The organism is Binatus sp. (SeqCode), assembly GCF_050013435.1.
In the GTDB taxonomy this organism is placed as follows: domain Bacteria; phylum Desulfobacterota; class Binatia; order Binatales; family Binataceae; genus Binatus.
Map to the genome: position 1 here is coordinate 1 of NZ_JBEKFG010000028.1, position 23085 is coordinate 23085.

Annotated in this window: 26 protein-coding genes and 2 tRNA genes; 14 read left to right on the forward strand and 14 right to left on the reverse strand. The window is 61.4% G+C overall.

The window, feature by feature from the left end; all coding sequences use genetic code 11:
• Nucleotides 1-36: 36 nt before the first annotated feature.
• Together ABSB13_RS07590 and ABSB13_RS07595 are read right to left on the reverse strand one after the other, a co-directional pair.
• On the reverse strand, nucleotides 37-447 hold the full coding sequence (locus ABSB13_RS07590; RefSeq protein ID WP_428107074.1) for a nuclear transport factor 2 family protein: 411 nt from the start codon (nucleotides 445-447) through the stop codon (nucleotides 37-39).
• A 42-nt stretch (nucleotides 448-489) separates the two neighbouring features.
• A complete protein-coding gene (locus ABSB13_RS07595) occupies nucleotides 490-1701 on the reverse strand; it encodes a CaiB/BaiF CoA transferase family protein (RefSeq protein ID WP_428107075.1) in 1212 nt (403 codons plus the stop codon).
• A gap of 60 nt (nucleotides 1702-1761) precedes the next feature.
• Here ABSB13_RS07595 and ABSB13_RS07600 point away from each other — a divergent pair, with 60 nt between their 5' ends.
• The 6 genes from ABSB13_RS07600 to grxC are packed head-to-tail and all read left to right on the forward strand — an operon-like array spanning nucleotide 1762 to nucleotide 5830.
• Nucleotides 1762-2502 (forward strand): ComFC family protein, encoded by a 741-nt coding sequence (locus tag ABSB13_RS07600; protein ID WP_428107077.1) that lies wholly within the window; start codon nucleotides 1762-1764, stop codon nucleotides 2500-2502.
• Nucleotides 2499-3074: a class I SAM-dependent methyltransferase gene (locus ABSB13_RS07605; RefSeq protein WP_428107079.1), complete on the forward strand. Its 576-nt coding sequence runs from the start codon at nucleotides 2499-2501 to the stop codon at nucleotides 3072-3074. Before ABSB13_RS07600 ends, ABSB13_RS07605 begins: the two co-directional genes overlap by 4 nt.
• Nucleotides 3074-4111: a phosphoribosylformylglycinamidine cyclo-ligase gene (gene purM / locus ABSB13_RS07610; RefSeq protein ID WP_428107081.1), complete on the forward strand. Its 1038-nt coding sequence runs from the start codon at nucleotides 3074-3076 to the stop codon at nucleotides 4109-4111. Before ABSB13_RS07605 ends, purM begins: the two co-directional genes overlap by 1 nt.
• 15 nt (nucleotides 4112-4126) lie before the next feature.
• A complete protein-coding gene (purN, locus tag ABSB13_RS07615; RefSeq protein WP_428107082.1) occupies nucleotides 4127-4795 on the forward strand; it encodes a phosphoribosylglycinamide formyltransferase in 669 nt (222 codons plus the stop codon).
• Nucleotides 4796-4803: 8 nt separating this feature from the next.
• On the forward strand, nucleotides 4804-5493 hold the full coding sequence (locus ABSB13_RS07620) for a TIGR04283 family arsenosugar biosynthesis glycosyltransferase (RefSeq protein WP_428107085.1): 690 nt from the start codon (nucleotides 4804-4806) through the stop codon (nucleotides 5491-5493).
• Nucleotides 5494-5539: 46 nt separating this feature from the next.
• On the forward strand, nucleotides 5540-5830 hold the full coding sequence (gene grxC / locus ABSB13_RS07625) for a glutaredoxin 3 (RefSeq protein ID WP_428107088.1): 291 nt from the start codon (nucleotides 5540-5542) through the stop codon (nucleotides 5828-5830).
• Nucleotides 5831-5930: 100 nt separating this feature from the next.
• Here grxC and ABSB13_RS07630 read toward each other — a convergent pair whose 3' ends face one another.
• Nucleotides 5931-6374 (reverse strand): hypothetical protein, encoded by a 444-nt coding sequence (locus ABSB13_RS07630; protein WP_428107090.1) that lies wholly within the window; start codon nucleotides 6372-6374, stop codon nucleotides 5931-5933.
• 193 nt (nucleotides 6375-6567) lie between these two features.
• Between ABSB13_RS07630 and ABSB13_RS07635 the strand changes: the two genes are divergently transcribed.
• Nucleotides 6568-7404 (forward strand): hypothetical protein, encoded by an 837-nt coding sequence (locus ABSB13_RS07635; protein WP_428107091.1) that lies wholly within the window; start codon nucleotides 6568-6570, stop codon nucleotides 7402-7404.
• Nucleotides 7405-7430: 26 nt separating this feature from the next.
• Here ABSB13_RS07635 and ABSB13_RS07640 read toward each other — a convergent pair whose 3' ends face one another.
• The gene (locus ABSB13_RS07640) at nucleotides 7431-8429 is read right to left on the reverse strand and encodes an NHL repeat-containing protein (protein ID WP_428107093.1); all 999 of its coding nucleotides are present in this window, start codon (nucleotides 8427-8429) and stop codon (nucleotides 7431-7433) included.
• A gap of 102 nt (nucleotides 8430-8531) precedes the next feature.
• Nucleotides 8532-8608, reverse strand: a tRNA-Arg gene (locus tag ABSB13_RS07645).
• A gap of 133 nt (nucleotides 8609-8741) precedes the next feature.
• Here ABSB13_RS07645 and ABSB13_RS07650 point away from each other — a divergent pair.
• The 4 genes from ABSB13_RS07650 to ABSB13_RS07665 are packed head-to-tail and all read left to right on the forward strand — an operon-like array spanning nucleotide 8742 to nucleotide 12389.
• Nucleotides 8742-9404, forward strand: a complete 663-nt coding sequence (locus ABSB13_RS07650; RefSeq protein ID WP_428107095.1) for a TetR/AcrR family transcriptional regulator — start codon at nucleotides 8742-8744, stop codon at nucleotides 9402-9404.
• Entirely contained in the window at nucleotides 9401-10288 is an 888-nt protein-coding gene (locus ABSB13_RS07655; RefSeq protein WP_428107097.1) for an efflux RND transporter periplasmic adaptor subunit, read from the forward strand. Before ABSB13_RS07650 ends, ABSB13_RS07655 begins: the two co-directional genes overlap by 4 nt.
• Nucleotides 10245-11252 (forward strand): ATP-binding cassette domain-containing protein, encoded by a 1008-nt coding sequence (locus ABSB13_RS07660; protein ID WP_428107100.1) that lies wholly within the window; start codon nucleotides 10245-10247, stop codon nucleotides 11250-11252. Before ABSB13_RS07655 ends, ABSB13_RS07660 begins: the two co-directional genes overlap by 44 nt.
• Before the next feature lie 12 nt (nucleotides 11253-11264).
• Nucleotides 11265-12389 (forward strand): ABC transporter permease, encoded by a 1125-nt coding sequence (locus ABSB13_RS07665; protein WP_428107102.1) that lies wholly within the window; start codon nucleotides 11265-11267, stop codon nucleotides 12387-12389.
• A 17-nt stretch (nucleotides 12390-12406) separates the two neighbouring features.
• Here ABSB13_RS07665 and ABSB13_RS07670 read toward each other — a convergent pair whose 3' ends face one another.
• The 7 genes from ABSB13_RS07670 to ABSB13_RS07700 all read right to left on the reverse strand — a co-directional run bounded on the left by ABSB13_RS07670 (nucleotide 12407) and on the right by ABSB13_RS07700 (nucleotide 17880).
• Nucleotides 12407-12775, reverse strand: coding sequence for a response regulator (locus tag ABSB13_RS07670; RefSeq protein ID WP_428107104.1), 369 nt, complete (start codon nucleotides 12773-12775; stop codon nucleotides 12407-12409).
• A gap of 19 nt (nucleotides 12776-12794) precedes the next feature.
• The gene (locus tag ABSB13_RS07675) at nucleotides 12795-14150 is read right to left on the reverse strand and encodes a two-component system sensor histidine kinase NtrB (protein WP_428107106.1); all 1356 of its coding nucleotides are present in this window, start codon (nucleotides 14148-14150) and stop codon (nucleotides 12795-12797) included.
• Between the two features lie 218 nt (nucleotides 14151-14368).
• Nucleotides 14369-15175 (reverse strand): PAS domain-containing protein, encoded by an 807-nt coding sequence (locus tag ABSB13_RS07680; RefSeq protein WP_428107108.1) that lies wholly within the window; start codon nucleotides 15173-15175, stop codon nucleotides 14369-14371.
• A 336-nt stretch (nucleotides 15176-15511) separates the two neighbouring features.
• Nucleotides 15512-15988, reverse strand: a complete 477-nt coding sequence (gene bfr / locus ABSB13_RS07685) for a bacterioferritin (protein WP_428107110.1) — start codon at nucleotides 15986-15988, stop codon at nucleotides 15512-15514.
• Nucleotides 15989-16079: 91 nt separating this feature from the next.
• A complete protein-coding gene (locus tag ABSB13_RS07690) occupies nucleotides 16080-16295 on the reverse strand; it encodes a (2Fe-2S)-binding protein (RefSeq protein WP_428107113.1) in 216 nt (71 codons plus the stop codon).
• A gap of 168 nt (nucleotides 16296-16463) precedes the next feature.
• Nucleotides 16464-17015, reverse strand: a complete 552-nt coding sequence (locus ABSB13_RS07695; protein ID WP_428107115.1) for a hemerythrin domain-containing protein — start codon at nucleotides 17013-17015, stop codon at nucleotides 16464-16466.
• A gap of 721 nt (nucleotides 17016-17736) precedes the next feature.
• Entirely contained in the window at nucleotides 17737-17880 is a 144-nt protein-coding gene (locus tag ABSB13_RS07700) for a hypothetical protein (RefSeq protein ID WP_428107117.1), read from the reverse strand.
• A gap of 379 nt (nucleotides 17881-18259) precedes the next feature.
• Here ABSB13_RS07700 and ABSB13_RS07705 point away from each other — a divergent pair, with 379 nt between their 5' ends.
• On the forward strand, nucleotides 18260-19570 hold the full coding sequence (locus tag ABSB13_RS07705) for a serine hydrolase domain-containing protein (RefSeq protein ID WP_428107120.1): 1311 nt from the start codon (nucleotides 18260-18262) through the stop codon (nucleotides 19568-19570).
• A 549-nt stretch (nucleotides 19571-20119) separates the two neighbouring features.
• Nucleotides 20120-20207 (forward strand) — tRNA-Pro (locus ABSB13_RS07710).
• Between the two features lie 32 nt (nucleotides 20208-20239).
• Here ABSB13_RS07710 and ABSB13_RS07715 read toward each other — a convergent pair.
• Entirely contained in the window at nucleotides 20240-21226 is a 987-nt protein-coding gene (locus ABSB13_RS07715) for an IS1595 family transposase (RefSeq protein WP_428107122.1), read from the reverse strand.
• A gap of 41 nt (nucleotides 21227-21267) precedes the next feature.
• Here ABSB13_RS07715 and ABSB13_RS07720 point away from each other — a divergent pair, with 41 nt between their 5' ends.
• Nucleotides 21268-22158, forward strand: coding sequence for a hypothetical protein (locus ABSB13_RS07720; RefSeq protein WP_428107125.1), 891 nt, complete (start codon nucleotides 21268-21270; stop codon nucleotides 22156-22158).
• 288 nt (nucleotides 22159-22446) lie between these two features.
• On the opposite strand, the gene ABSB13_RS07725 is transcribed toward ABSB13_RS07720, so the two are convergent.
• Nucleotides 22447-23064: a TraR/DksA family transcriptional regulator gene (locus ABSB13_RS07725; protein ID WP_428107126.1), complete on the reverse strand. Its 618-nt coding sequence runs from the start codon at nucleotides 23062-23064 to the stop codon at nucleotides 22447-22449.
• Nucleotides 23065-23085 lie beyond the last annotated feature (21 nt).

Below are 23085 nucleotides of genomic sequence, written 5' to 3' on the forward strand. Positions count from 1 at the left end.
CCCCCCGCCGCACTATTTTACGCAGGCTGGAGAATCTCAGTGATGCCCGAGGATCGTCACGTGACGGCTCGCAAAGCGCCATCCCGCGGGCGTTTTGCGCAGCTTGTCCGTGTAATACCCAACCGTGGATTGCTGCACCCGCCCGTCCTTGCAGTGGTAATAAAGCAGGTAGGCGGTGCCGACGCCGGTTGCGCCTTCGAGTTCGAACGCAGGATTGGCGACCACGTGGAGCACCTGCGCGCCGCCGAGCGATTCCTTGTACAGCGCCGCGAATCGCTCGAGGCCGGCGCGTCCGCTGTGCTTGCCGAAGCGCGGGCTCTCGAAGACGCCGTCCTCCGTGAAGCAATCGATCCATTCGTCGTAGCGGCCACCGTCGATCGTCAGGCAATAGCGCGCATGCAGTGAGCGAACGTCCTCGCGATCTTCGAGTGTTCCTGTAATCGCCATCGCATCAACTCCTTGTATCGCCGTCGCTTCCGTGAGCGGCGCTCAAATCACGTTGGCCTCGCGCAGCCGCGCGACATCGTCCCACGAGTAGCCGAGCAGCTCGGTCATCAGCAGCTCCGTATGCTCGCCGAATTCCGGCGCATGCCCGCGCGGCTCCCCGGGCGTCTTGCTCAACTTAACCGGCATCCCGAGCAGCGTCAGATTACCGAGTGCGGGATGATCGTACTCAACAAGATATTCGTTGGCCCTGACCTGCGGATCGTCGGGCAAGTCGGACACTGAATTCACGACGGTATAGATGAAATCGCCGCGGCTCTTGAGGATTCGCATCCACTCGTCGCGCGGGCGCGCCGCGAACACCTCGTCGAGTATCACGATCAGCGCAGCCGCATTCCAGCCGCGTGCGTTGGCGGTAAAGCGTGGATCCTCGATCAGCTCCGGCCTGCCTATAACTTCGCAAAAATCTTTCCAGTAGCGGTCGGGCTGAAGCATCGCCAGCGAGATCCATTTATCGTCCGCGCATCGATAATGGTTCCACAGCGGATTGTAAGCGTTGGCGCGCGTGATGCGCGGAAATTCGCTGCCCAGGATGGTTCGTGCGACGACGTTCAACCCCTGCAACGCCATCATCGAACCCAGGTGCGACGCATCCACTTCCTGCCCGATTCCCGTTCGTTCACGCGCGAACAACGCCGCGAGCACTCCGTAGGCGAGCATGATCGCGCCCATCTGATCGGCGATTCCGCCGTAGATGTAGGTCGGCGTCGTGGTGCCGCTTCCGACCGCGTTCATGATTCCCGAGCGCGCCTGCCCAAGGTAATCAAACGACGGCTCGCCACTGTCCGGACCCTCGGGGCCGTAGCCGGACGCGCTCGCGTAGATAATTCGCGGGTTGAGCGGGGCCAGGTCCGCATAGCCGAGCCCGAGCCGCTGGGCGACGCCCTGGCGAAAATTCTGGACGAAGACGTCGCTGCGCGCCGCCAATCGATGCACGATTTCGCGCCCCTCGGGCCGCTTCAAGTCCAGCGCGATACTTTTCTTGTGCTTGTTGTTGGCCTCGAAATAAAAATTGCGTCCGCCCTTGACGGTCGCGCTGCCCGCGGCCGCGGTAAGTCCCCGCCCCGGGTCGCCCCGTTCGCGCTCCTCGATCTTGATCACCTCGGCGCCCAGGTCGGCGAGCATCTGCGTGGCGACCGGCCCTTGCTGCCAGATCGTCCAGTCGATAATCCGAATTCCGTCAAGTGGCCCACTCATGGAAATTCTCTATATCATACCCCCCTTGAGTTTGGGCGCCCCCGGACGCATCAATCATATATGGCCGCGCTCGCCCAGCTTCTCGACTTTCTGTATCCACCGCGATGCTCCGCATGCGGAACATCGCTCGCATCCGAAGCCGGGCAACGAAGGCGCGTTTGCGCTCGATGCGTGGCGCGAGTCGAGCGGATGCCCGAGCCGCGCTGCGAAGTGTGCGGCGGACCGCTCGAGTCCGCCGTCAGCGGCGCGACGCGATGCGCCCGATGCCTCGCGCATCCGCCACGCTATCGAATCGCACGCACCGTCGCGCGCTATCGCACCACCGCCGAGGACGAACCCGGCAGCCTGCCCGCGCTGATTCGCCGCCATAAGTACGGCCTCGATCAATCCGCCGGTCGCGCGCTGGCGCAATACCTGGGCGACGAGCTGCCGGTGTCGGCTGACGACTACGATGTGGTCATCCCGGTGCCGCTGCATTGGCGGCGCTTGTGGTGGCGCGGATTCAACCAGGCCGCGCTGCTCGCCGGCGAAGTCGCACGGAGGCTCGATCTTCCGCTGGATACCACCGCGCTATCGCGCCGGCGCTTCACCACACCGCAGACCTCGCGTCACCACGACGAACGCGTCAAGAACGTGCGCCGCGCGTTTGCGGTCACCAATCCCGAACGCGTCAGGAATCGCCGCGTGCTGATCGTGGACGACGTGATGACCACCGGCGCCACGGTCGATGAATGCGCGCGCGTGCTGCTCGCGGCGGGCGCGGCTTGCGTGGACGTATTCACGCTCGCGCGCGTGCTATGAGCGAACCGCGGCATGTCGACTGGGATGAACGCCATCGCGGGCAGCCACCCGGCGCAGCCGAGCCGTTCCTGGCCGCGAGGCTCGCGCGAATCCCGCGCGGCGTCGCACTCGACGTCGCCGCAGGACGCGGGCGCAACGCGCTCGCGCTCGCACGGGCGGGCATGCGGGTGCTCGCGGTCGATCGCTCCGCGGAAGCGATGCGCATCGCCGCCGCGGCTGCGCGGGCCGCGCGGCTGGCCATCTGGCCCGTGGTCGCAAACTTGGATAGCTTTCATCTCAAGGACGAATCCTTCGACGTCATCGTGAATATAAATTTCCTCGACCGCGCGCTGTTCCCGAAATTTATCCGGGCGCTCAGACCCGCCGGCATTTTGATCGCCGAGACGTTCCTGGTTGACCAGGCTGCGATCGCTCAGCCGCGCGATCCGCGCTTTCTGCTCGATCACGGAGAGCTTCGCGCACTCGCGGGCGGACTCGAGATAGAGGAATACCGCGAAGGGTTGACTGTTTCTGCGAGCGGCCAGCGCGCCTTTCGCGCGTCGATGGTGGCGCGGCGGAGGAAATCGAACTGATGGCGCCCCGGTTGACGTACAAAGCGGCCGGCGTCGATATCGCGCTGAAGCAGAGCCTGATTCCGCTCTTCGGCTCGATCGCCAAAACCACGGCCGGCGCGCACGTAATCGGCGGAGTCGGCGGATTTGGAGCGCTGGTCGGACTCAATGAGGCGCGCAAGATGCGCGCGCCGGTGCTGGTCGCAGGCACCGACAGCGTCGGAACCAAGCTCATGATTGCGTTCGAGAGCGGGCGTCACGAAACCGTCGGAATCGACTGCGTCGCGATGTGCGTCAACGACATCATCTGCCACGGGGCGCGTCCTTTGTTCTTTCTCGATTACATCGGCTCCGGCAAGCTCGAAAAAAAAATTGCGCTCGATATCGTCAAGGGCGTCGCTCGCGGATGCGCCCAGGCCGGCATGAGCCTGGTCGGCGGCGAGACGGCGCAGCTCGGCGGATTGTACAAGCCCGGCGAGTACGACCTGGCCGGTTTCGCGGTGGGAATAGTCGAACGCGCGCGAATTCCCAAGCCGTCCAGGGTGCGCGCCGGCGACGTGCTGATCGCAGTCGCATCCAGCGGACTTCACTCCAACGGCTTCTCGCTGGTGCGCCGCGTTCTGCTCGAACACGCCAAACTCAAGCTCAACTCGAACATCGCCGAACTGGGATGCACGCTGGGCGAGGAACTCCTGCGTCCCACGCTCATCTACGCGCGCGTCGTCGTCGAGCTGTTCGAGCGCTTCAAAATAAACGGCCTTGCCAATATCACCGGCGGGGGCGTGCTCGAGAACCTGCCGCGCGTGATGCCTGAAAACACCCGCGCATTCCTCGAACGCGGCAGCTGGCCGACGCTGCCGATTTTCGACCTCATTGAGCGCCTTGGCAAAATCCGCCGCACCGAGATGGATCGCACCTTCAACAACGGCCTCGGGATGGTCGCGATCGTGCCCGCGCGCGAGGCCGATCGCGTCGTCGCGCATTTGCGCCGCCGCGAATATGGGGCATATGTTGTCGGCGAAGTAAGGCGCGGCAAGCGCGGAGTGTCAATTCGCTGAGCCGCGGCTAATTCGATGGCGGAAAATCCGACGGTCAAACTCGGCGTCCTGATTTCCGGCAGCGGCACCAATCTGCAAGCGATAATCGACGCGATTGTGCGCGGCGATCTCAAGGCCGAAATCCGCCTCGTCATATCGAATCGGGCCGACGCGCAGGGCCTCGAGCGCGCCCGCCGCCACGGTATCCAGACCATGGTCATCGACCATCGCAAGTTTGCATCGCGCGAGGACTTCGACCGCGCGATCCTCGCCGCGCTACGCGATCGCTCGGTCGAACTGGTCGCGCTGGCGGGCTTCATGCGCCTGCTCTCGCCGGTGATGCTCGAGGCGTTCCCCGGCCGCATCATGAATATCCACAACAGCCTGCTGCCGTCGTTTCCCGGCATTCACGGGCCCAAGGACGCGATCGAATACGGCGTCAAGCTTGCGGGATGCACCGTTTTCTTCGTCACTGCGGGGGTCGATGTCGGCCCGGTGATCGTGCAAGCCGCGGTGCCGGTGATCCCCGGCGACGACGAACCACGGCTGGCGGCGCGAATCCTGCTCCAGGAGCATCGCATCTTTCCGCACGCGATCGCGCTCTATCAACAGGGACGTCTCGAGATCCAGGGGCGTCGGGTTATCATCAAGGGCGATTCGACCACGCCGAACTCCTCGCCGTTGGTGAATCCTCCGGTGGATTGATTCGGAAATTGAAGACGCTTTCGGCAATCGTGCCGATGCTCAATGAAGCGGCCGCGATCGCGAGCACGCTGGGCGCGCTTCGCCGCGGCGCTCCCGACGCGGAGATCGTCGTCGTTGACGGCGGCAGCATCGACTCAAGCGTCGCCCTCGCGCAACCATTGTGCGACGCGATGATTGGCGCATCGCGCGGTCGGGCGCACCAGATGAACGCGGGCGCGCGCGAATCGCACGGCGACGTATTGGTTTTCGTCCACGCAGATACGCTCGTGCCATCGAGCTTTGCGGCTGACATCGCGTCGGCATTGTCCGATCCCGCGGTGGTCGGCGGACGATTCGACGTAAGACTCGACTCAGCCACCCTCGCCTACCGGATTATTGGCGCGATGATCAGCATCCGCTCGCGAATCAGCCGCACCGGCACCGGCGATCAGGCGATTTTCGTGCGGCGCGAGGTCTTCGATCGTCTCGGCGGCTTCCCCGATTTCGAGCTATGCGAAGATCTCGAATTCGCGCGACGGCTGAAACGCGCAGGCCGCGTCGCGTGTCTGCGCGCCCGCGTGACAACGTCTGCGCGAAGATGGAATCGCGACGGAGTGATCCGTACCATCGTCAGGATGTGGCTGATTCGCGCGATGTACCTGATGGGTGTGGCGCCTGCCCGTCTCAAACGCATGTACTCTGACTCCCGCCAGCCGTGAAAAGGCTGAACGCGATACTGGACAGGCCATTTTCGCGCGGATAACAATGGTTCAAGCGAGGTACGACGTGCCGAAAGTCGAAGTGTACACAACTACCTACTGCCCGTTCTGCGCGCGAGCCAAACATTTGCTCAGGAGCAAGGGCGTGGCTTTCGACGAGATCGACGTGACCGACGACGCCGAGTTGCGCGCGAAGCTGATCGAGATGTCCGGGGGACGCCGAACGGTGCCCGAAATTTTCATCAACGGCAGGATTATCGGCGGCTTCGAGGAATTGAAGGCGCTCGACGACTCCGGAAAGCTCGACAATCTATTGGCCGAGCCGGCGCCAGCCTGAACCGCCACGACTCGCCCTCACCGACCGGAAATGGCGACGGGCGCATCGCGGCATGGTTGCCGCTACGCGCCCGCCTCCGATCGCAATTTATCGCGAACCGCTAATTTTGGGACGGCGACGCCACCATCCCCTCGTTCATGTGATGCAAGGCTTCGCGGTCAACCGACGAGTCGTATTTGATCGCCTTGGCCGTGACTGTGATCTGCGAGCCGTCGGCCGAGATCGACTGATTCTCGTTCACGATCGCGTCGATAGTGTCAGGCCATTTGTCGAAGGCCATCTTCTTCAGCTTGTCGCTGATCTTCGACTCCTCGATCGCATCGGGAGAAAACGGCTCCGTATAACTCAGATCGCCAAGCTCCGTGTACGGCTTGCCGGCCGGCGGCGATTCCGTGGTGACCCAGATATGCGCCATGTCAACGCGATGCACGAACACCTGCTGCTTTTGTTCCTCCTGCTGACGAGCAGCTTCCATGGCGCCGCATGCCCAAACGCCCAGCGCCAGTCCAATCACCAACAATTTTAGAATTTTCGATGAACGCATATCCTTCCCTATTGATTCCTGTCGATCTGATTTCAATTATAGCCGCGCCACCGCATATGTCTAATCGCAGCCTGTCGGGCGCTCGGTACACATTTTATTTCACCGAATGGCCGGCTAGGGCAAGCGATACGATCCGGCGGCGAACGCCCCCGCATCTCTGTCAGGGGTTCGCTGCGATCGGTAGTATTCCGGCGTGACCAGATTTGCCGCCTGCTTCATCCTCGTCTTCGGAGAACTCGCCTGGGGCGGGCTCTTCGCACTTGCAATTCCGCCTTTCTTCAACGTCGAGCGAGGCTTTTACAAATCCAGCGCTTCGGTGTATCTGGCCGCGTCGCTGACGACCGCGATCGGCTTGGGATTGCTGGCGTTGCGCGCCGGCGCGGCCGACGGACCGGGCGCGGGCTCATTGTGGACGGCGGCGGGGCTGTGGAGCCTGTCGAGCGCCACTGTGGCCGTCTATCTCTACACACTTTGGACTGAAAACGGTTTGCTCCGCGCGCGCTCGTACGCGCTTGGCCTGGGCCTTGGCCTGGTCGCGCTGATCGCCAACGTGATGCTTCTGATGCCCCGCGGCTTCGGCGCGGCCGCGGCTGTCGCCTACGGGCTTACTGCAATCACCTCGGCGCTGGTCCTGGGATTGGTGAGCGGCGCGATGCTGTTTGGACATTGGTACCTCATCGACCTCGAGATGCCGGTCGATTACCTGCGCACCTTCGTCCGGCTGCTGGCAATTGCGCTGGTCGCGGACCTCATCGCGCTCGGACTCGCGATCGCGATGCCCGCAGTGCTCGGCAGCGCCGGCGCGGCGGCGGCCGTTCATGAGCTATTCGCCGCGCACCTTGGACTGCTGGGATTTCGGCTGCTGCTCGGTCCGGTCGCCACGATCGTGCTGGTCTGGATGTGCTGGCAGACGCTGAAAATTCCGGAGACGAGGGCGGCGACGGGCCTGCTCTACATCGCGATCATGTCGGTGCTGGTTGGCGAGATGCTCGGCCGATTCATTCTATTCCGCACCGGAATCCCGCTCTGACACCGGCGCCGGCCCCTGCAATGACGCTATGAAGCCGATCCGAAGATGATCTGTTGGTTCTCGGTGTCGGTTCCCGTCACTGAGACCTTGGGAACCGGTGCGCCGCTCGCCTTCAACTCTTTGGGCGTGAACTTCGCGATCGTTCCGTTGCCGTAGTTCATAACCACCAGATTGCCGCTGCTGTCGAATGCCGCTCCCCATGGATTGGAAAAGATGGCACTGCTCAGCGTCACCGTTGGAGTGGGATCGCCAGAGCTGGTCAGTTGACCCTTCGCAAACTCCACGACCGTGTCCTCGTCAATGTTGGGGACCCAAAGGTTGCCCTTCTTGTCGAACGCGATCTCTCCTGGACCGGACAGGCTGCCGCTGCCGTCGTCTGACAGCACGATGTTGGGCGTCTTGCTACCGCCGCTGGTCAGTTGGCTGGCGGAGAATTCGACGATTTCACTATTAAGATAACTCGATACCCACGCATTCCCGGCTTCGTCGAACATCACAAAGCTCGGACCCTCCAGATCGGAGGAAGTGATGACTATGGCAGGCGTTAGATCTTTGCTGCCCGCAGCGAGCTGTGCTTTCGACAGTTCATCGATCGAGTCGCTAGATTCATCTACCACCCACAGGTTACCCTGATGGTCGAAGTTGCAGCCACCGAGGCCGTCGAACGTAGATGTACTGGTGATGATCACTCCCGGCGTCGGGCTTGGATCGGTTTTCAGGTCCTTGAGCTGCGCGGGATTGAATCGCACCACCTCGAGATGGCCGACAGTAGCCCAGAGGTTATGAGACTTGTCAAATGCGAGACCTGTCTCTTCGCTAAACGTACTCAGCTGAATTGGCGTTGGCGTCCCGCTCTTCTTGAGTTGTCCTGATGTGTATGACGCGATGCCGGTGATATCGTGCGCTACCCACAGGTTCGTGTTCCCACACCATGCGCGCGACGGCGTTCCGCAGGTCAGCATCAGGAGAGCAATGGCGGCGGCCGGAAAACGAACTCGTCCAATGAGGTCGCGAGTAGTTTGCATGTGACTCCTTTCCCAGAATGCGGACTGGAATGGTCACGTGTATCGAGCGGGCGCGTGTAACTCAAGTCGAGCCGGCGAGGACAAGCCTCGCGCGAGCGCCGCTGGTGCGCCCGGAGGGATTCGAACCCCCAACCCTCAGATCCGAAGTCTGATGCTCTATCCAGTTGAGCTACGGGCGCTTGCCTTGACGGACGCTCGAACCTGTCGAGTCTAGGCATGCATCCCCGCACGCGCAACCAACGTAATCGCGGCAATTCAGGACTGTTGACTCGCATCTGCATGCATTCATATAAATGACTGACTGGTCAGTGCATGAACAGAACAGCCACAAATTCCGCGATAATCCCCAATGGACGGCCGATTCGCGTTCACGACGAGCAAGCCGCCAAGCGCGAACGTATTCTGGCTGCCGCGCTCAAGCTTTTCGCACACGAACCGTACCAGTCGGTCACGATGGATCGGGTGGCGGAGGCCGCCGGGGTCGCCAAGGGCACGCTCTATCTCTACTTTCCGTCCAAGGACGCGCTCTACCTCGGCGTTTTGAGCGACGGTCTCGACACCGCCTATCGCACCTATCAAAACAGCGCCGATCCAAGGCTGCCGGTGGCCGAGCGGCTGCGCCGTTCGATCGAGGTGATGGTGGAGTTTTACGATCAGCGGCGCGATTTTCTTCAGTTCTTCGCAACTGTGGAACCGAGGCTGGCCGAGGCGCGCAATCGGATTATCGAGGCATCGCGCGAGCGCGGGTTCAATTTTTGCGCGTCGCTAATCGAAGAAGGAATCCGCACCGGCGTGTTCACCCGGATCGATCCGCGCCTGGCGACGTTTACCATCCAGGGCGCGATTCGATCGCTACTGCTGTATTACGGCGCCGGCCGGCCGGTCTCCGAGCTCAGCCGCGAGCTCGGCAACCTGATGCTCAGGTCGCTCGGCGCGGACCCATCACAAAACTTCAAGCCGGTGCATCCACAATGATTCGAACGATCGTTCGCCGGGCCATTCAACTGACAATCCTGATCGGGGTTGCTTTCGGATTCTTTTTGTTCGGCCGCACGTACTTGTGGCCGGCCGAGGATCATTCGGCGATCCAGACCGTCGGGATGATCGAGGCGCCTGAAGTAAATGTCACCAGCCGAATCGCCGGCCGTATCAAGCAACTCGATCTGATCGAGGGCGACCGCGTCAAGAAGGGACAGGTCGTATGCCTGATCGAGGATATCGATCTCAGAAATCAGCTCGCCAAATCGAAGGCTGACCTAGCGCATGCGCAGGCCAACCTGGCGCAGGCGCGACGCGACCTGGTGCGCGACGACGCACTCTCGAAGGAAAACGTGATTGCGGTCAAGGCTCGCGACGACGCCATCACCAGCGTCCAGCAGGACGAGGCCGACGTGCTCAGCGCGCAGGCCAACGCCAAGCTCTACGCCGATCAATTGGTCGACACCGAGATAAAATCGCCGGTCGATGGCGTCGTGGTCAGCAAGGCGCTCGAAGTCGGTGAATGGGTGACGCCGGGCGTGCCGGTGCTGACCGTCGATGACCTCTCGACGATCTGGGCGCGGGTCGATGTCGAAGAGACCGACCTGGGTCCGCTGTACATCGGCAAGACGGCGCAGGTCGAGTTGCCGACCAGACCGCCACTGGTTTTCACCGGGCGCATCATGGCGATCGGTCAGGAAGGACAGTTCGCAACCGAGCGCGACGTGCGGCGCGGACGTCAGGATATTCGCACCTTCTACGTCAAGGTGCAGGTGTTGCAGGCCGAAGGCGAACTCAAACCCGGAATGACCGCGCAAGTCAGCTTTCCGAGAACCGATGGAACCAGAGTCACCAGCAATACAGACCAAAGACCTGACTAAGCGCTTCGGCGCTTTCACCGCGGTCGACAAGGTCAGCTTCGAGGTCCGCCGCGGCGAGGTGTTCGGACTGCTCGGGCCCAACGGCGCCGGCAAGACGACTGTTGTGCGGATGCTGACCACGCTGCTGGCGCCAAGCGGCGGGCGTGCGACCGTGGCGGGTTTCGATGTCGCGCGGTATCCGCGCCAGGTGCGCGAAAATATCGGCGTCATTCCCCAGGCGCTCACCTCGGATCTCGATCTCACCGGATGGGAGAACGTCGACATCTACGGCGAGTTCTTCGGTCTGTCGCGCCGCGAGCGCCGCGAGCGCGGGCATCGGCTGCTCCATCTGGTAGGGCTCAACGAGCGGGCCAACGATCTGGTCGCGACCTACTCGGGCGGGATGCGCCGGCGGCTCGAGATCGCGCGCGGGCTGATTCATTCGCCCGACGTGCTGTTCCTCGACGAGCCGACCATCGGGCTTGATCCGCAAAGCCGGCGCGCGGTGTGGGACCTGCTCGAGACGCTGCGCAAGGAAAGCGAGATTACCATCTCGCTTACGACGCACTACATGGACGAAGCCGAGTCGCTGTGCGATCGGATCGCAATCGTCGATGCCGGCAAGATAATCGCGCTCGACACGCCGATCGGACTCAAATCGATGGTGCCGGGTGCGGACCGGATCGACCTGGTGGTCGAAAAAGATCCCGCCGCTATCGCCGAGATGCTTGCGCAGATGCCGTATCTGCGCGGGGTGAACCGCGACGGCGGCAACCGCCTGCAGCTTTCGACCAACGACGGCGCACACGCGATTCCGAAAGTTCTTGAGGCGGTCGATGGCGCCGGCGGCCGGGTAACTTCGATCACCGTGCAGAAGCTCTCGCTCGAAGACGTCTTCATCCACTTCACCGGACGCACGCTCCGCGATGAGCCGGCCAAGAAGGTCAGCTTGTTGGTGGGAGCCGGAATGCCGCAGCACCGCTGAGGGGGGATGGCGATGTTCGGGCTGAAGTTCCTCGCAGTCATGCGGCGCGACCTCAAGAAGCTGATGCGCAATCCGGTCACGCTGCTATCGGTCATCCTGATGCCGATCCTCTATCTCGTGATAATCGGCAATTCATTTCAGGGCCAGCTCAAACATCTGCCGGTTGTCGTCGTCGAACAGGATCACGGCCTCTACGCGCGCCGAATCGTCGAACAGTTGCTCGCGCTGCAGGCGGGACCGAAGACCGTGGACATCACCTTCGAGAACGACCCGGGCTATGCGATCGGCCAGGTCCGCGACGGGCTCTTCAAAGGCGTGGTGGTGATCCCGCCCGACTTCAGCCACGCGGTCGCGGAAGGCCGTATCGCGCAGATCGGATTGTTCACCGACAACGTCGACGCGATCAGCTCCGAGACGCTCGAATCCGCGCTCGACCAGGCGGCCGCAACCGTCAAGGTCACCTTTGTCACCGCGCGCGAACCCAAACTCAACGACATCTCACTGCGGCCCAACTGGTTGTTCCCGTACGTGGATTACGATCGATCGCTCATCCCGGGCGTCATCGTGATGGCCATCTTCATGGGATCGCTGATGTCCGGTGTGTTCAACTGGGTGATGGATCAATTTCTCGGCGTGACGGAGGGCTATCTGGTCACTCCCCTTTCACGCTGGGACATCGCCGGCGGCATCCTCGCCAGCGGCGTGACCGTAACCAGCACCGCCGGTGTGTTGGTGCTGTTTTTGGGCCTGTTGATTACGCGCGGGCGAATCCTCGGCGGACCCGTAGCGCTGGCGATGCTGGTGGGAATAATTATCGTCAGCGCGACGGGACTGCTGGCGATGACGTTTGCGCTACTGGGACGCGCGGGCCATCCGCGCCTGGTCGGGACGTTCGCGGGATTCCTGAACGTGATTCTGTTTTTTCCGAGCGGCGCGATCTACCCGGTTGAGAGTTTTCCGCCCTGGCTGCGAGCCTTCGCGCACGTCAATCCCGAGACCCATTCGGTGAGCGCGATCAAACAGATTCTCTTCAAGGGCGCGGACTTCGCCGCCGTCAGCGGCGACATCGCGTACCTGCTGGTGTTCATGGTCCTGATGCTGGTGGTCGCCAGCTTCTCCTTCAAACGCACCCTGTAATTTTCACCGGCCGCCGATCAGCGCGGGAGGGCTTCGCCGATCACGCGCCGAAGCTCGCCTATCGAAACGGGTTTCAGCAGCGAGATGTTCGCGCCGGCTCCCAGCGCCGCTTCGTGCAGTCCGGGCGAGTTGTGTCCCGACATCACGATGATCGGCGCGACCGGCAACTTCGCCCGCACGCGCCGGATGATATCGACGCCGGTGCTATCGGGCAGGCTCAAGTCCGTGATCACTAGGTCGGGCGGTTCGCCGTCGATCATCTGGAGTGCCTGGTTCGCGTCGAATGCGCCCACGCATCGATAACCCGAGCGCTCGAGCAGCCGGACGTATGCGTCCACCAGGTCGCGTTCGTCGTCCACGATTAGAATTTTTGCTTGTGCAGCCATCGGCGTGTGAAAAAATCGGCTAGCGGCCCGGCCGAGTGCCTCGCGCGGCCGGGAGTTGCGGCAGCGGTTCATCTGGTGCGGAAAGCGTCGCTTTCCCGGCTGCCGATTCGCCAATCGTCGGCAGCGTTATCCTGAAGGTGGTGCCTTTGCCCGCCACCGATTCAACCGCGATAGTGCCGCCGTGATCCTGCACGATCCGCTGGCTCAACCACAGACCCAGGCCGGTCCCCTTGGGTTTGGTCGTGAAGAACGGCCGAAACAGTTTCCCGAGCAGGTCGCTCTTGATTCCCGAGCCGTCGTCCGAGACTGACAGCCGAAGATGACCGGCAAGCCCCGGAGCCAGCCCGGTCTCGATGCGTATCAGGCGCGCGCCCGCGTCGCGTGCATTCAGTATAAGGTTGATCAGCACCTGCTCCAGACTCGTCGGCTCGGCCATCACCTCCGGCAGCGAGCGATCGAGGTTCGTTTCAAATCGCGGCGTGCCGCCCTTGCCTTCTGCCCCAACTATCAGCATCGCCTCTTGGACCGCCACGTTCATGTCCATCGCATAACGCACGCCGGGGCGCTGACGCGCGACCGAAAGCATGCTGTGTGAGATGCGGCTGGCGCGTTCGATGTTTTTTTGCAGGACCAGCAGGTCGTCGCGCGTCTCGGCGCTGAGATCGTCGTCCGACGCCAGCATCAGCTCGATGCGCGCCGCCATCACGGCCAGCGGGTTGTTCAATTCGTGCGCGACTCCCGCCGCCACCGCCGCCAGCGCGTCCACTGTTTCATTGCGGCGCGCCTCGCGCTCCATCCCAAGGCGCTCGCTGATGTCCGCGACGAACGCGATTGTCAGCTTGCCGCCGCGCATCTGAACCACGTTGAGACTGATCTCGGCGGAAAATTCGCTGCCGTCTTTTCGGCGTACCGCAACCTCCATCCCGCGGCCCATCATGCGGGATTTTGGCGCCTTGAAAAATCCGTCGCGATGCACCTGGTGGCGATAGAGGAAGCGCTGCGGCACCAGGACTTCGATCGGCAGACCGACGAGTTCCTCTTCGCGGTAACCAAACAGCTCCTGCCCGCGCGGATTGAGCTGACGAATCTTCCCGGCTTCATCCACCGAAACGATTCCCTCAACCGCCGATTCGAAGTACCCGCGCGCACGCAGGAGCGCTTCCTCTTGCGCCGCATCCAAGGTCCGAATCCTCTTGGTGTAGTGGGATACCACCAGGTAGACCAGCAGCGTGTTCACGCATACGTTAAGCGCCCACGAATGCGGCGGCATCAGCGATAGCACCCGAACGCAGATCACCAGCCAGATGAAACAGCCAAGCACGTAGAAAAGCGCGAGCCCTATCGGGTGGCCGCGGTCATTGAACAGACGGTTCAATGCGCATTCTCCGCCGGATTGTTCGAGCCGTCATTGCGAGCCATCAGGCTCTTCACTGTAGCCTCCCGGCGGGCATCAAGGTAGCGCCATGGCAGAAGGTAGCTGCTCCTCCTATGTCATTTTTTCACCTCCGAACCGAAACTACCCATATCCGCGCCGTCTTCATCCAAGCGGCCAAGTCGCCAAAAATCTCCCGCGCACGACCGTCGGCGCCTGCGTCAGCTGCTTGCTGCAAGCCGGGGCGGCCGGGACCGAGGCGGTCCCTCCTGCCGCGCGATGGAGCCGGATACCTCGCTAGTCGGCTTGCCAATAGGAGTGGTGATACACGCCACGCGGGATACCGCGCCGTCAGCGTCACGAATCGGGAGGATCGTCATCGCGACCGCGATTTCGGCGCCGTCGCCGCGCAGCTGAAGGGTTGGAAATCGGGGCACGACTTCTCCGCCTAACGCCCGCTCATAAAGCCGCCGGATTTCGTCGCGCCGCGCTGCCGGCAGCAGAATCTCGTTGCTGCGGCCGACAATCTCGATGTCTTCATATCCATATATCTGACGCGCTGCCGCGTTAGTCGCCGTGATTATCCCGGCGGCGTCCACACTGTGAATTCCGTCGGGAAGCGAATTGACGATCATCGCCATCAGTTCCTGGAACTCTTCGCGTCGCTTGCTCTCCATCGCCGACGCGGCCGCAGCCACAAGCTCGTCAAAGCCTTCGGGCTTGAGCAGATAGCGATACAAACCGTTCTTGAACGCGCTCGCCACCACCTCTTCGCCGCCGTTGCCGGTCAGCATAATTACCCGGCTCCGCGGCCATCGCTCACGCACGCGCTGAAGCACCGACAACCCGTCAATCCAACCCAGCCAGTAGTCCGTGATCACGACATCGCAGCCGTCGCGCTTGAGATGCGCATTGAACTCAAGCGGACCGTCGGCGGCCAAAATCTGCGCGCCCGGAAATGCGCGCCGGAGCCGGGCCTGGATAACCATCCGATCCGTTGGGTTGTCTTCTACGACCAACAAGTCCATTCGAAAAAAATCCTCGCGCATGACATCGCGCTGTTCCATGCCATAGCAGAGCAATCACTATGCCGACCCGAATGTATTTCGTGACCGCTGAGAATACGCGCGAGATGGCTGGGAATTGCGATCGAAGGGCCGCGGGACGTGCTCCATCGTCATTCAATCGTTCTGCAAGTGACGCAGATGCGTCCCGCGATGAGACACCTTCGAGCCTCTCGCCCTTGCCCCTTCTAGCAGGCCGTCAGGCCCCATCTTTGTTTTAATACTGAGTGCAGGGCTCAGCCCTGCCCAAGGAAGCGTGAAACCCACGGTGGGTTTCACATTAAATCAAGTTCTTCTTGCTCAGCTTGCGCTCGAGGATTGCAGCTGGATGTAGTTCTCGATTCCGATCTGCTTGATAAGGTCGAATTGTATCTCGATGAAATCGACGCTCTCCTCTTCCTCGTCCATGATTTCCTCGAGCATCTCCCGCGTGACGTAATCTTTCACCGATTCACAGTGCGCGATTGCGGCGCGAAGATCCCCCAGCGCCTTGAGCTCCAGCTTGAGATCGCACTCGAGCGCTTCCTTGACGTTCTCGCCGATCAGCAGCCGATCCAAATCCTGAAGATTGGGCAGACCCTCGAGAAACAGGATGCGCTCGATCGCCCGATCGGCGTGTTTCATCTCGGTCATCGACTCGTCGCGCTCATGCTTGGCGAGCTTGGCGACACCCCAATGCTCGAACTGTTTTCCGTGCAGGAAATACTGATTGATCGCAGTCAGCTCGTTGCGGAGCACGACGTTCAGAAACTGGAGTACCTGGGGGTCACCTTTCATGGAACCTTCTCCCGGAAGACGCGGCTATGGATGGCGGTAGTATAGGGGCAAATCGGTCCCTTCAAAAAGTAGAAAGTGAAAAGCGAATCGACTAGCCTTCGGCGCCGCAGCTATCCTGACGAGCTTCGCCCGAGACGGCGTTGGCGTCGAGCATCTCGCGAACGCCCCGCACGCATTTGCCGCACTTGGGCTTGACGCCGAGCGCGCGGTAGAAAGCCGAAACCGAGCATTCCCCGGTGCCGCCTGAGGCCGCGCGATGCGCGCGCGCCTGGCGGTCGGTGATAGCGTTGCAGATGCATAAGTACATTCGCGGTCATCCTCTCGATAATGAGAATGATTATCAATTTCTTACGCATCCCGCAAGCCTCCCCCGACATCTATCCAAATTCCCCCCGAATTTACTGGATTTTCTCGTATCCCCCGGAATTACGTCCGCCAGTCAGGATCGAGACTCCCGCGCAATTTCGCGCGCTTTCTATCGAAGATAGGTTTGCTTGAGAAAATCCAAAGTCTTGCGGAACCGCTCGTGCCCGCCTGCTCCGATCTGCTCGATTTCCAGCCGCTCAAAGTCCACCAGCAGTCGTCGCTGTCTGTCGGCCGACAGGTGCGCCTCGGCCAGCGGAAAGAGGACATTGTTTTCCTTGGAGATGTGGGCAGTCATAAACACGCTGTAGTCTCGCGCGCTCCTAATCACCGCGATTGCGGCCGCGGGATCGCCCGAGCGGTGTTTTTGCCACGCGGCAGCCAGTTGCCGGATCAGGATGCGGCAGCGCTCATGCTCGTGCATCACGTCGAGCATACGGTCGGCGTTGGGGACGCCGGCCGCTTCGAGGGCGGGAAACAGAAATTCCTCCTCCTTGCCATGGTGGCATTGGTCGGCAAAGACCTGGATGAACTCCAGCACTTGGCCGAAATGCTCCGGATTGACCTTCTCCTTGAAGACAAGCCGCTGGCATAATTTATCGAGAATCGCGAGGACCAGCGTCATCGCTTCGTGCTCGTCGCGCAGTTGCTCAATCGCGGTCATGTGCGTTCCCCCTGTCTGGGCGATGCAGCTGGAAGTCGTCTCAACCGGGTATTCCCATTTTGAATCCTGATTCAGACTCCCACCAACGCCACGCGCCTTGCAAGCGCGCTATGGCGTGCCAACACGCTGCTTGGCATTTCTCCGCCTTGATGGGATGCGTGAAGCGCACAATCGCGGCGATGCTAACTGGTTCCGGGAATCATACGGCGACGAGCACCGATCCGGGCTCGTTCCCCTTCGGCTGCGCTCATGGCTTCGACTAGTGGTAGCGGTGTTTATCTCGAGTAATCGAGTACTAAGGGCAAACCCCGCCCCCATCTTTGTTTTAACGGTGGGTGCAGAGCTCACCACTGCCGCGCGACACCGGAGCGCGGCCTTAACGGTGGGTGCAGGGCTCAGCCCTGGCCGTGGCGACGGCAGCGCAGTATTAAGCCGTTGGCAGGGGCCGCGCCCGCCAACGGCGGGCGGCCTTAATGCTGAGTGCAGGGCTCAGCCCTGCCAGGGGTCACCCCTGCCGCAGATTTTCGCGTCTTCTTAACACCGGGTGCGGGCGTCACCCCCGCCCGTCGCCACAGCTGGCCAGCGTTACGCCCGAGAGAAAAAGACGCGCCGCGCGGATTTTTCGATTCGTTACCGGGTGCAGGGGTCACCCCTGCCGCGGAAGGGTGAAACCCGCGCAGGGTTTCACATTGAATTAAGTGAATTTCCTGCTCACCCCTGCCTAGCGCATCTTCTTCTGAACCGCTGCCTTCTTTGCTTTCGGCGGACGCCCGCGGCGGCGCTTCTCGACTCCGGTCGCTTCGAGTTCGTCCTCGTCGGGGCCGAATGCGCTGTCAATTTGCACATCGTCGTCGGCGGAGCGCACCGGTTCGACGTGCTCTTCCGAGTCATCGCCGCCGCTCTGTCTTGGAAAGCAGCCGGCACGGCTCCCAGTGGGCCACCGCCACCACCGCGAGCGGGCCACAACCGTCAGACTGGCGCCGAGTTGACCCTGGGGAGCGGCTATCGGGCCAAAAATCTCGTGGTCGCAAAGTCAAAATGGAAATTCCGGTTAAAGCCGGGCTCGAACTCTGCGTTTGTAAAGCGCCCGCTGTCGGTGCTAATCCGATTCGGGATTGAAAACGGAAATTCCCGCTCAAAGTTTCATAGGGCGCCGCACGCGCAGACTCGTCACTCTCGCGCTAGGACTCGGCCTGTTAGCGATCGTCGCCATGGGCGTTCGCTTGTCGTGGATCGCTATGCACGTGGCTACCGGCTACGCGGCCAAGGTCACCTGTTCGCTGGCCCTCAACTCCGGTCAGAACCCGGTCCAAGTGTTTCGGGACTACGTGTCCCTCGAGCTCTCACCGTTCGGTCCGGCGTTGCGCGTCTCGGTATCCGAGCGCGGAGCCGAAGCGAGCGCGTTCGGGCTGATCCACGTGCGCGCGGTGTACCGGCGCGGTCTCGGCTGTACGCTGGTACCTGATGGGAGCGAAGAGCGGCTGGCGCTGGCGAAGGGAATCGATCTGCCGCGCCGCAGGCTCGACCCGGCCGTGCCGTGGCCCGACGGCGGCGCGGGGCCCGCGGCGCCGTCACCGTCGCCTGAAATCGCAGCGGCGATCGAGCGCGCCTTCCGCGAGCCCAACCCGCCCGAGCCCGGTCGCGTACGCCAAACGAAGGCCGTGGTGATTGTACAAGACGGCCGCCTGGTGGCCGAGCGCTACGCGCCGGGCTACGGTCCCCGGACGCCGATGCTCTCGTGGTCGATGGCGAAGAGCGTCACGGCGACACTGGTCGGCATCATGGTGGGTGACGGCCGGCTGGCGCTGCACGCGCCGGCACCGGTGCCCGAGTGGTCGGCGCCCACCGACCCCCGCCACGCCATTACGCTCGACCAGCTCCTGCGCATGTCGAGCGGGCTTGCCTTCGACGAGCATTACGGCGCAATCAACGATGTCTCGCGCATGCTCTTCACGAAGCCCGACACGGGCGCCTTCGCCGCATCGAGCCCGCTGGAGGCGCCGCCCGACACGATTTGGTCCTACTCGAGCGGCACAGCGAACGTGGTGGCGCGGATGCTGCGCGACGCCTTCGGTGGCGACCTCGCGGCCCTGGTGAGCTACGCCAATGGGCGCCTGTTCGATCCGGTTGGGATGACGAGTGCCTTTATCGAGCCCGACGCGTCAGGCACGCCGATCGGTTCTTCGTTCGCCTTCATGACCGCCCGTGATTGGGCCCGCCTGGGCGAACTCCACCGGCGCGATGGGGTCTGGAACGGGCAGCGCATCCTGCCCGCCGGTTGGGTGCGATACGTGACCACCCCAACGCGTGGCGCACCCAATGGTCAATACGGCGCCTTCTGGTGGCTCAATGCGGGGGCACCCGAAGACCGGTCGCGGCGCATGTGGCCGGGCGTGCCGACCGATGCGTACGCCGCCACCGGGCACAGCGGCCAGTATGTGGTCGTCGTGCCGTCGGCGAAGCTTGTCGTCGTACGGCTCGGGCTCTCCTTCCCTGACGACGGCAACGAAGGCGTCGCCGAGCTCGTGGCCGACGTAATGCGCGCGCTCCGCTGAGCCGGGCGGTCTCTTCTATAGTGTGGTCGCGAAAAGATGCGTTGCGCAGATTTTCGCGTCTTCTTAACATTGGGTGCGGGGGTCACCCCTGCCGCCCACCGCGCAGGTGATTCTGAGCGGAAGTTGCTGTGATTGAGCCGAAGCCCTGAGCGCTGCCGAAGGGGAAGAATCCCGGTTCCTTCCTTTTCTGTCATTCAGAGCGGAGTCTGCGCAGCGAAGAATCCGGGAGTATGTACTTGACGCAAATGGCCGATCTTCTTTCCACAGCTGTGGAGACACGTTTCATTTCTTTCAGCTAGATTTTGTTACTCGATCTGGCTTCGGCCAGCCATCGGGCGGCGGTTTTTTCTCGAAGGATTTCCGCACCGCTTCCTTCCAATTTTTGTCGATGACCAAAACGTCAGGCTTAGGCCCGCGCGGGTTCGTCTTTTTAGCTTTCTTTTTGGGCATAGTTATCCACAGTTTCGAGCGATGGGTGCGCACGAAAAATCGCCTGAAATCACTTGCTGTTTACGTCGATCCGGCAGGGAATGGATAGAGAAGGAAGGTGCGGGAGTGGCGGAACAGGTAGACGCAAACGCCTTGGGAGCGTTGGGTGGGCCACACCATGCGGGTTCGAGTCCCGTCTCCCGCACCAACTTTGATTTCTGTGTTAATCCCTGCATCGAATCATACGTTCGCCAAAAGTGTATTGCGATAACGGAGTCGCTTGCCCTGCGCTTGACGGATGGCGCGGGCTGTGCGTTCGCCGTCATCAACCTTCCGATTGTTCCAGCGAAAATCAAACTCGGCAATGTACCGATGGAGATGCTTGCGGCTGACGTTGTGGAACGTCCCGTAGATGCCGCGCTTGAGCAGCGAGAACGCCGATTCGACAGTGTTGCTATGAATCCCGCCCGGACGCGCGTACTCGCCTACGCGGTGATTGGTCATATCGTGTTTGGCAAATGGGCTTCGGATCACATGACTTCGATAGACAACCGAACTGTCTGTCATGAGATGCGCATCAGCCGCGATATTCTCTTGCAGGATGCGTGCGAGATTGTTGGACGTAACATCGGCGGTTACGAACGACCGAATGTTGCCGTCTCTCTGGACAAGCGACACGACCGGAGTTTTACGAGTTTGCAGCCAGCCCTTAACTGGACCTTTGCCCTTTTGCTTATTGCGCGGCTTTCCGCCGACATAAGTTTCGTCCGCTTCGACAGTCCCGCTTAACTTCGGTTGCACGCGATAATCTTCGGCCAACGCAAAGCGAATACGATGCATCAGGAACAGCGCCGACTTGTAAGTAACTCCGGTCTCGCGCTTGATCTGCAACGCGCTTACACCTTTCTTGCTGGAGCAAGCTTTCCAGAAGGCATAGGCCCAATGCCGCATCGGAATCGGGCTGTCCTCATAGACGCTGTTCACGCGCACAGTGAATTGCTTGTTGCAGGAACGGCAGCGCCACAGGAATCGCTTATTGCGCTGGCCAGTCTTGCGGTCCCGCATTTGGTAAATCTCGCGGCTTTCGCAGTGAGCGCAGCGCGGGTCTTTGCCCCAACGCTGTTCCTCGAAGAATTCCACGGCGGCGGTTTCATCCATGCAAGCGCGTGGAAGTTTCGCGACGATTCCCGACTTATCCGAAGCAACCGGCCTTTGTCCTTTTGCCATACGAGATAACTTAGCAGAATTATATCTTTGAGTCAAATATAATGAAATCATTGACGGCGCTGCTTGTTGTATTGCTGTGCTTGTTTGTCGGTATGAATGTCTCGGCTCAAGGCGGTTCACCATCCGTCGGGAATAGCCAGAACCAAGAAACCAAAGACCAGCAATCCCAGACTCAGAAACCGCCAACTCCAGCTGGAGCATTCATCTCCATATCCGCTACGCCTGCTAATCCGACCCCAACCCCAAACGGAGCCAAGCCCGATGATAATTCGCAAAGCGTCAAAGATTGGTTCTGGCAGAATCTGACGGGCTTGTTGCTGGTGCTGGTCGGCATCTGGGCCGCTTGTATTGCGCTGGGCACCCTCGACCAAATTGCAACACAAACCAGCGCCGCGACGACTGCGGCAAATGCCGCGATGAAGAGTGCGGACGTATCGAGCCAAGACCTCGAAATCGCGAATCGTGCCTATTTGTATCTGTCGGAAGTGCGCATCAGATTCAGTGAAGCTGAAACGGTTGACGACGATGAGACGATTTATCGGTATGAGATTTTCTATCCGATCTATAACGGTGGTCCGACGCCCGCGCTTTACAAGGGAGTCTTCGCGCGGGCCGAAGTCTTGCCCACGGCTCCCAAGGATATCAACCAAAACGCCCTCACATTCGATAAGCCGCAGGACGCTGTCATTCCCCCGCACGTGCCGCAACCGATCAGCGGTCAATACTCGTCCTTCGTATCCAAAGAGGAATTGGACGATCTGCGCGCAGGGAAAAGAAAACTTTTTTTCTACGGAGTGCTCACATATGACGACATATTCGGCAAGGAACGGCACACCCGATTTACCCTCGGCTTTAGTGGAACACCCGAAAGGCCGCCGAATCTCATGCTGATGGCTTTCGTGAGCGGCAAGGGCTTTAACTGGTTCGACTGATAGTCGAACAATCGACAGAACGCCGATTAAAAGGATCGCGAGCGAAAGGCAGACGAATCCGGCTGCATTTGCGTCAAGTATATACTCCCGGAAGAATCCCGGATCCGGGTTCCTTCGCTTCGCTCAGGATGACTCAAAAAAAGTCCTAACAGGCCGGCAGGCCGCATCTTTTCTTCTCACTGAGTGCAGGGGTCAGCCCCTGCCGCCCACCGCGCAGGTGATTCTTGCTTCATGCCGCGCCCGCCAACGGCGGGCGGCCTTAGCACCGGGTGCAGGGCTCACCCCTGCCTAGCGCATCTTCTTCTGAACCGCTGCCTTCTTTGCTTTCGGCGGACGCCCGCGGCGGCGCTTCTCGACTCCGGTCGCTTCGAGTTCGTCCTCGTCGGGGCCGAATGCGCTGTCAATTTGCACGTCGTCGTCGGCGGAGCGCACCGGTTCGACGTGCTCTTCCGAGTCATCGCCGCCGCTCATTTCTTCGGACCCGGACCATCGGACAGCGAACGGCTTGGCCAATCCACCCTGACCGCTGCGAGCTTCAGTGTTCGCTTCGTTCTGGCAATCGACGCAAAATTGCGCGAACGGGATGACCTGGAGCCGCGCCAGCGGGATTTCATCGCCGCATCGCGCGCAGGTTCCATACACTCCCGCTCCAAGCCTGGCGATTGCCGCGTCGATCGCGCTCAGGCGCTCGCGCGCGCGGTCGAACAACGCCGCATGCGTATCGACTTCTGACAGCGATCTCGCCACATCCATCTCATCGGCAGGCGGCTGCCCGCCATTGCGGGCTTGCTCGCGCATCAATTCCTTGACCCGGGCCAGCGTTTCGGCGCGCTCTTTGGCAAGCAGATGCTTGAGCGCGTCGATTCGCCGCCGGGCGGTTCCGCCAGTGTTAACTGCGGCTTCCATTTTGGTTTTAGGCCTCTTGCG

Coding starts and splice junctions, on each gene's coding strand:
- grxC (WP_428107088.1), top strand. CDS start 5,540: ATGGTTCAAGCGAGGTACGACGTGCCGAAAGTCGAAGTGTACACAACT.
- ABSB13_RS07590 (WP_428107074.1), bottom strand. CDS start 447: ATGGCGATTACAGGAACACTCGAAGATCGCGAGGACGTTCGCTCACTG.
- ABSB13_RS07695 (WP_428107115.1), bottom strand. CDS start 17,015: ATGACCGCGATTGAGCAACTGCGCGACGAGCACGAAGCGATGACGCTG.
- purN (WP_428107082.1), top strand. CDS start 4,127: ATGGCGGAAAATCCGACGGTCAAACTCGGCGTCCTGATTTCCGGCAGC.
- bfr (WP_428107110.1), bottom strand. CDS start 15,988: ATGAAAGGTGACCCCCAGGTACTCCAGTTTCTGAACGTCGTGCTCCGC.
- ABSB13_RS07715 (WP_428107122.1), bottom strand. CDS start 21,226: ATGGCAAAAGGACAAAGGCCGGTTGCTTCGGATAAGTCGGGAATCGTC.
- ABSB13_RS07670 (WP_428107104.1), bottom strand. CDS start 12,775: ATGGCTGCACAAGCAAAAATTCTAATCGTGGACGACGAACGCGACCTG.
- ABSB13_RS07600 (WP_428107077.1), top strand. CDS start 1,762: ATGGCCGCGCTCGCCCAGCTTCTCGACTTTCTGTATCCACCGCGATGC.
- ABSB13_RS07720 (WP_428107125.1), top strand. CDS start 21,268: ATGAAATCATTGACGGCGCTGCTTGTTGTATTGCTGTGCTTGTTTGTC.
- ABSB13_RS07665 (WP_428107102.1), top strand. CDS start 11,265: ATGTTCGGGCTGAAGTTCCTCGCAGTCATGCGGCGCGACCTCAAGAAG.
- purM (WP_428107081.1), top strand. CDS start 3,074: ATGGCGCCCCGGTTGACGTACAAAGCGGCCGGCGTCGATATCGCGCTG.
- ABSB13_RS07690 (WP_428107113.1), bottom strand. CDS start 16,295: ATGTACTTATGCATCTGCAACGCTATCACCGACCGCCAGGCGCGCGCG.
- ABSB13_RS07650 (WP_428107095.1), top strand. CDS start 8,742: ATGAACAGAACAGCCACAAATTCCGCGATAATCCCCAATGGACGGCCG.
- ABSB13_RS07680 (WP_428107108.1), bottom strand. CDS start 15,175: ATGGACTTGTTGGTCGTAGAAGACAACCCAACGGATCGGATGGTTATC.
- ABSB13_RS07655 (WP_428107097.1), top strand. CDS start 9,401: ATGATTCGAACGATCGTTCGCCGGGCCATTCAACTGACAATCCTGATC.
- ABSB13_RS07630 (WP_428107090.1), bottom strand. CDS start 6,374: ATGCGTTCATCGAAAATTCTAAAATTGTTGGTGATTGGACTGGCGCTG.
- ABSB13_RS07595 (WP_428107075.1), bottom strand. CDS start 1,701: ATGAGTGGGCCACTTGACGGAATTCGGATTATCGACTGGACGATCTGG.
- ABSB13_RS07725 (WP_428107126.1), bottom strand. CDS start 23,064: ATGGAAGCCGCAGTTAACACTGGCGGAACCGCCCGGCGGCGAATCGAC.
- ABSB13_RS07640 (WP_428107093.1), bottom strand. CDS start 8,429: ATGCAAACTACTCGCGACCTCATTGGACGAGTTCGTTTTCCGGCCGCC.
- ABSB13_RS07660 (WP_428107100.1), top strand. CDS start 10,245: ATGGAACCAGAGTCACCAGCAATACAGACCAAAGACCTGACTAAGCGC.
- ABSB13_RS07605 (WP_428107079.1), top strand. CDS start 2,499: ATGAGCGAACCGCGGCATGTCGACTGGGATGAACGCCATCGCGGGCAG.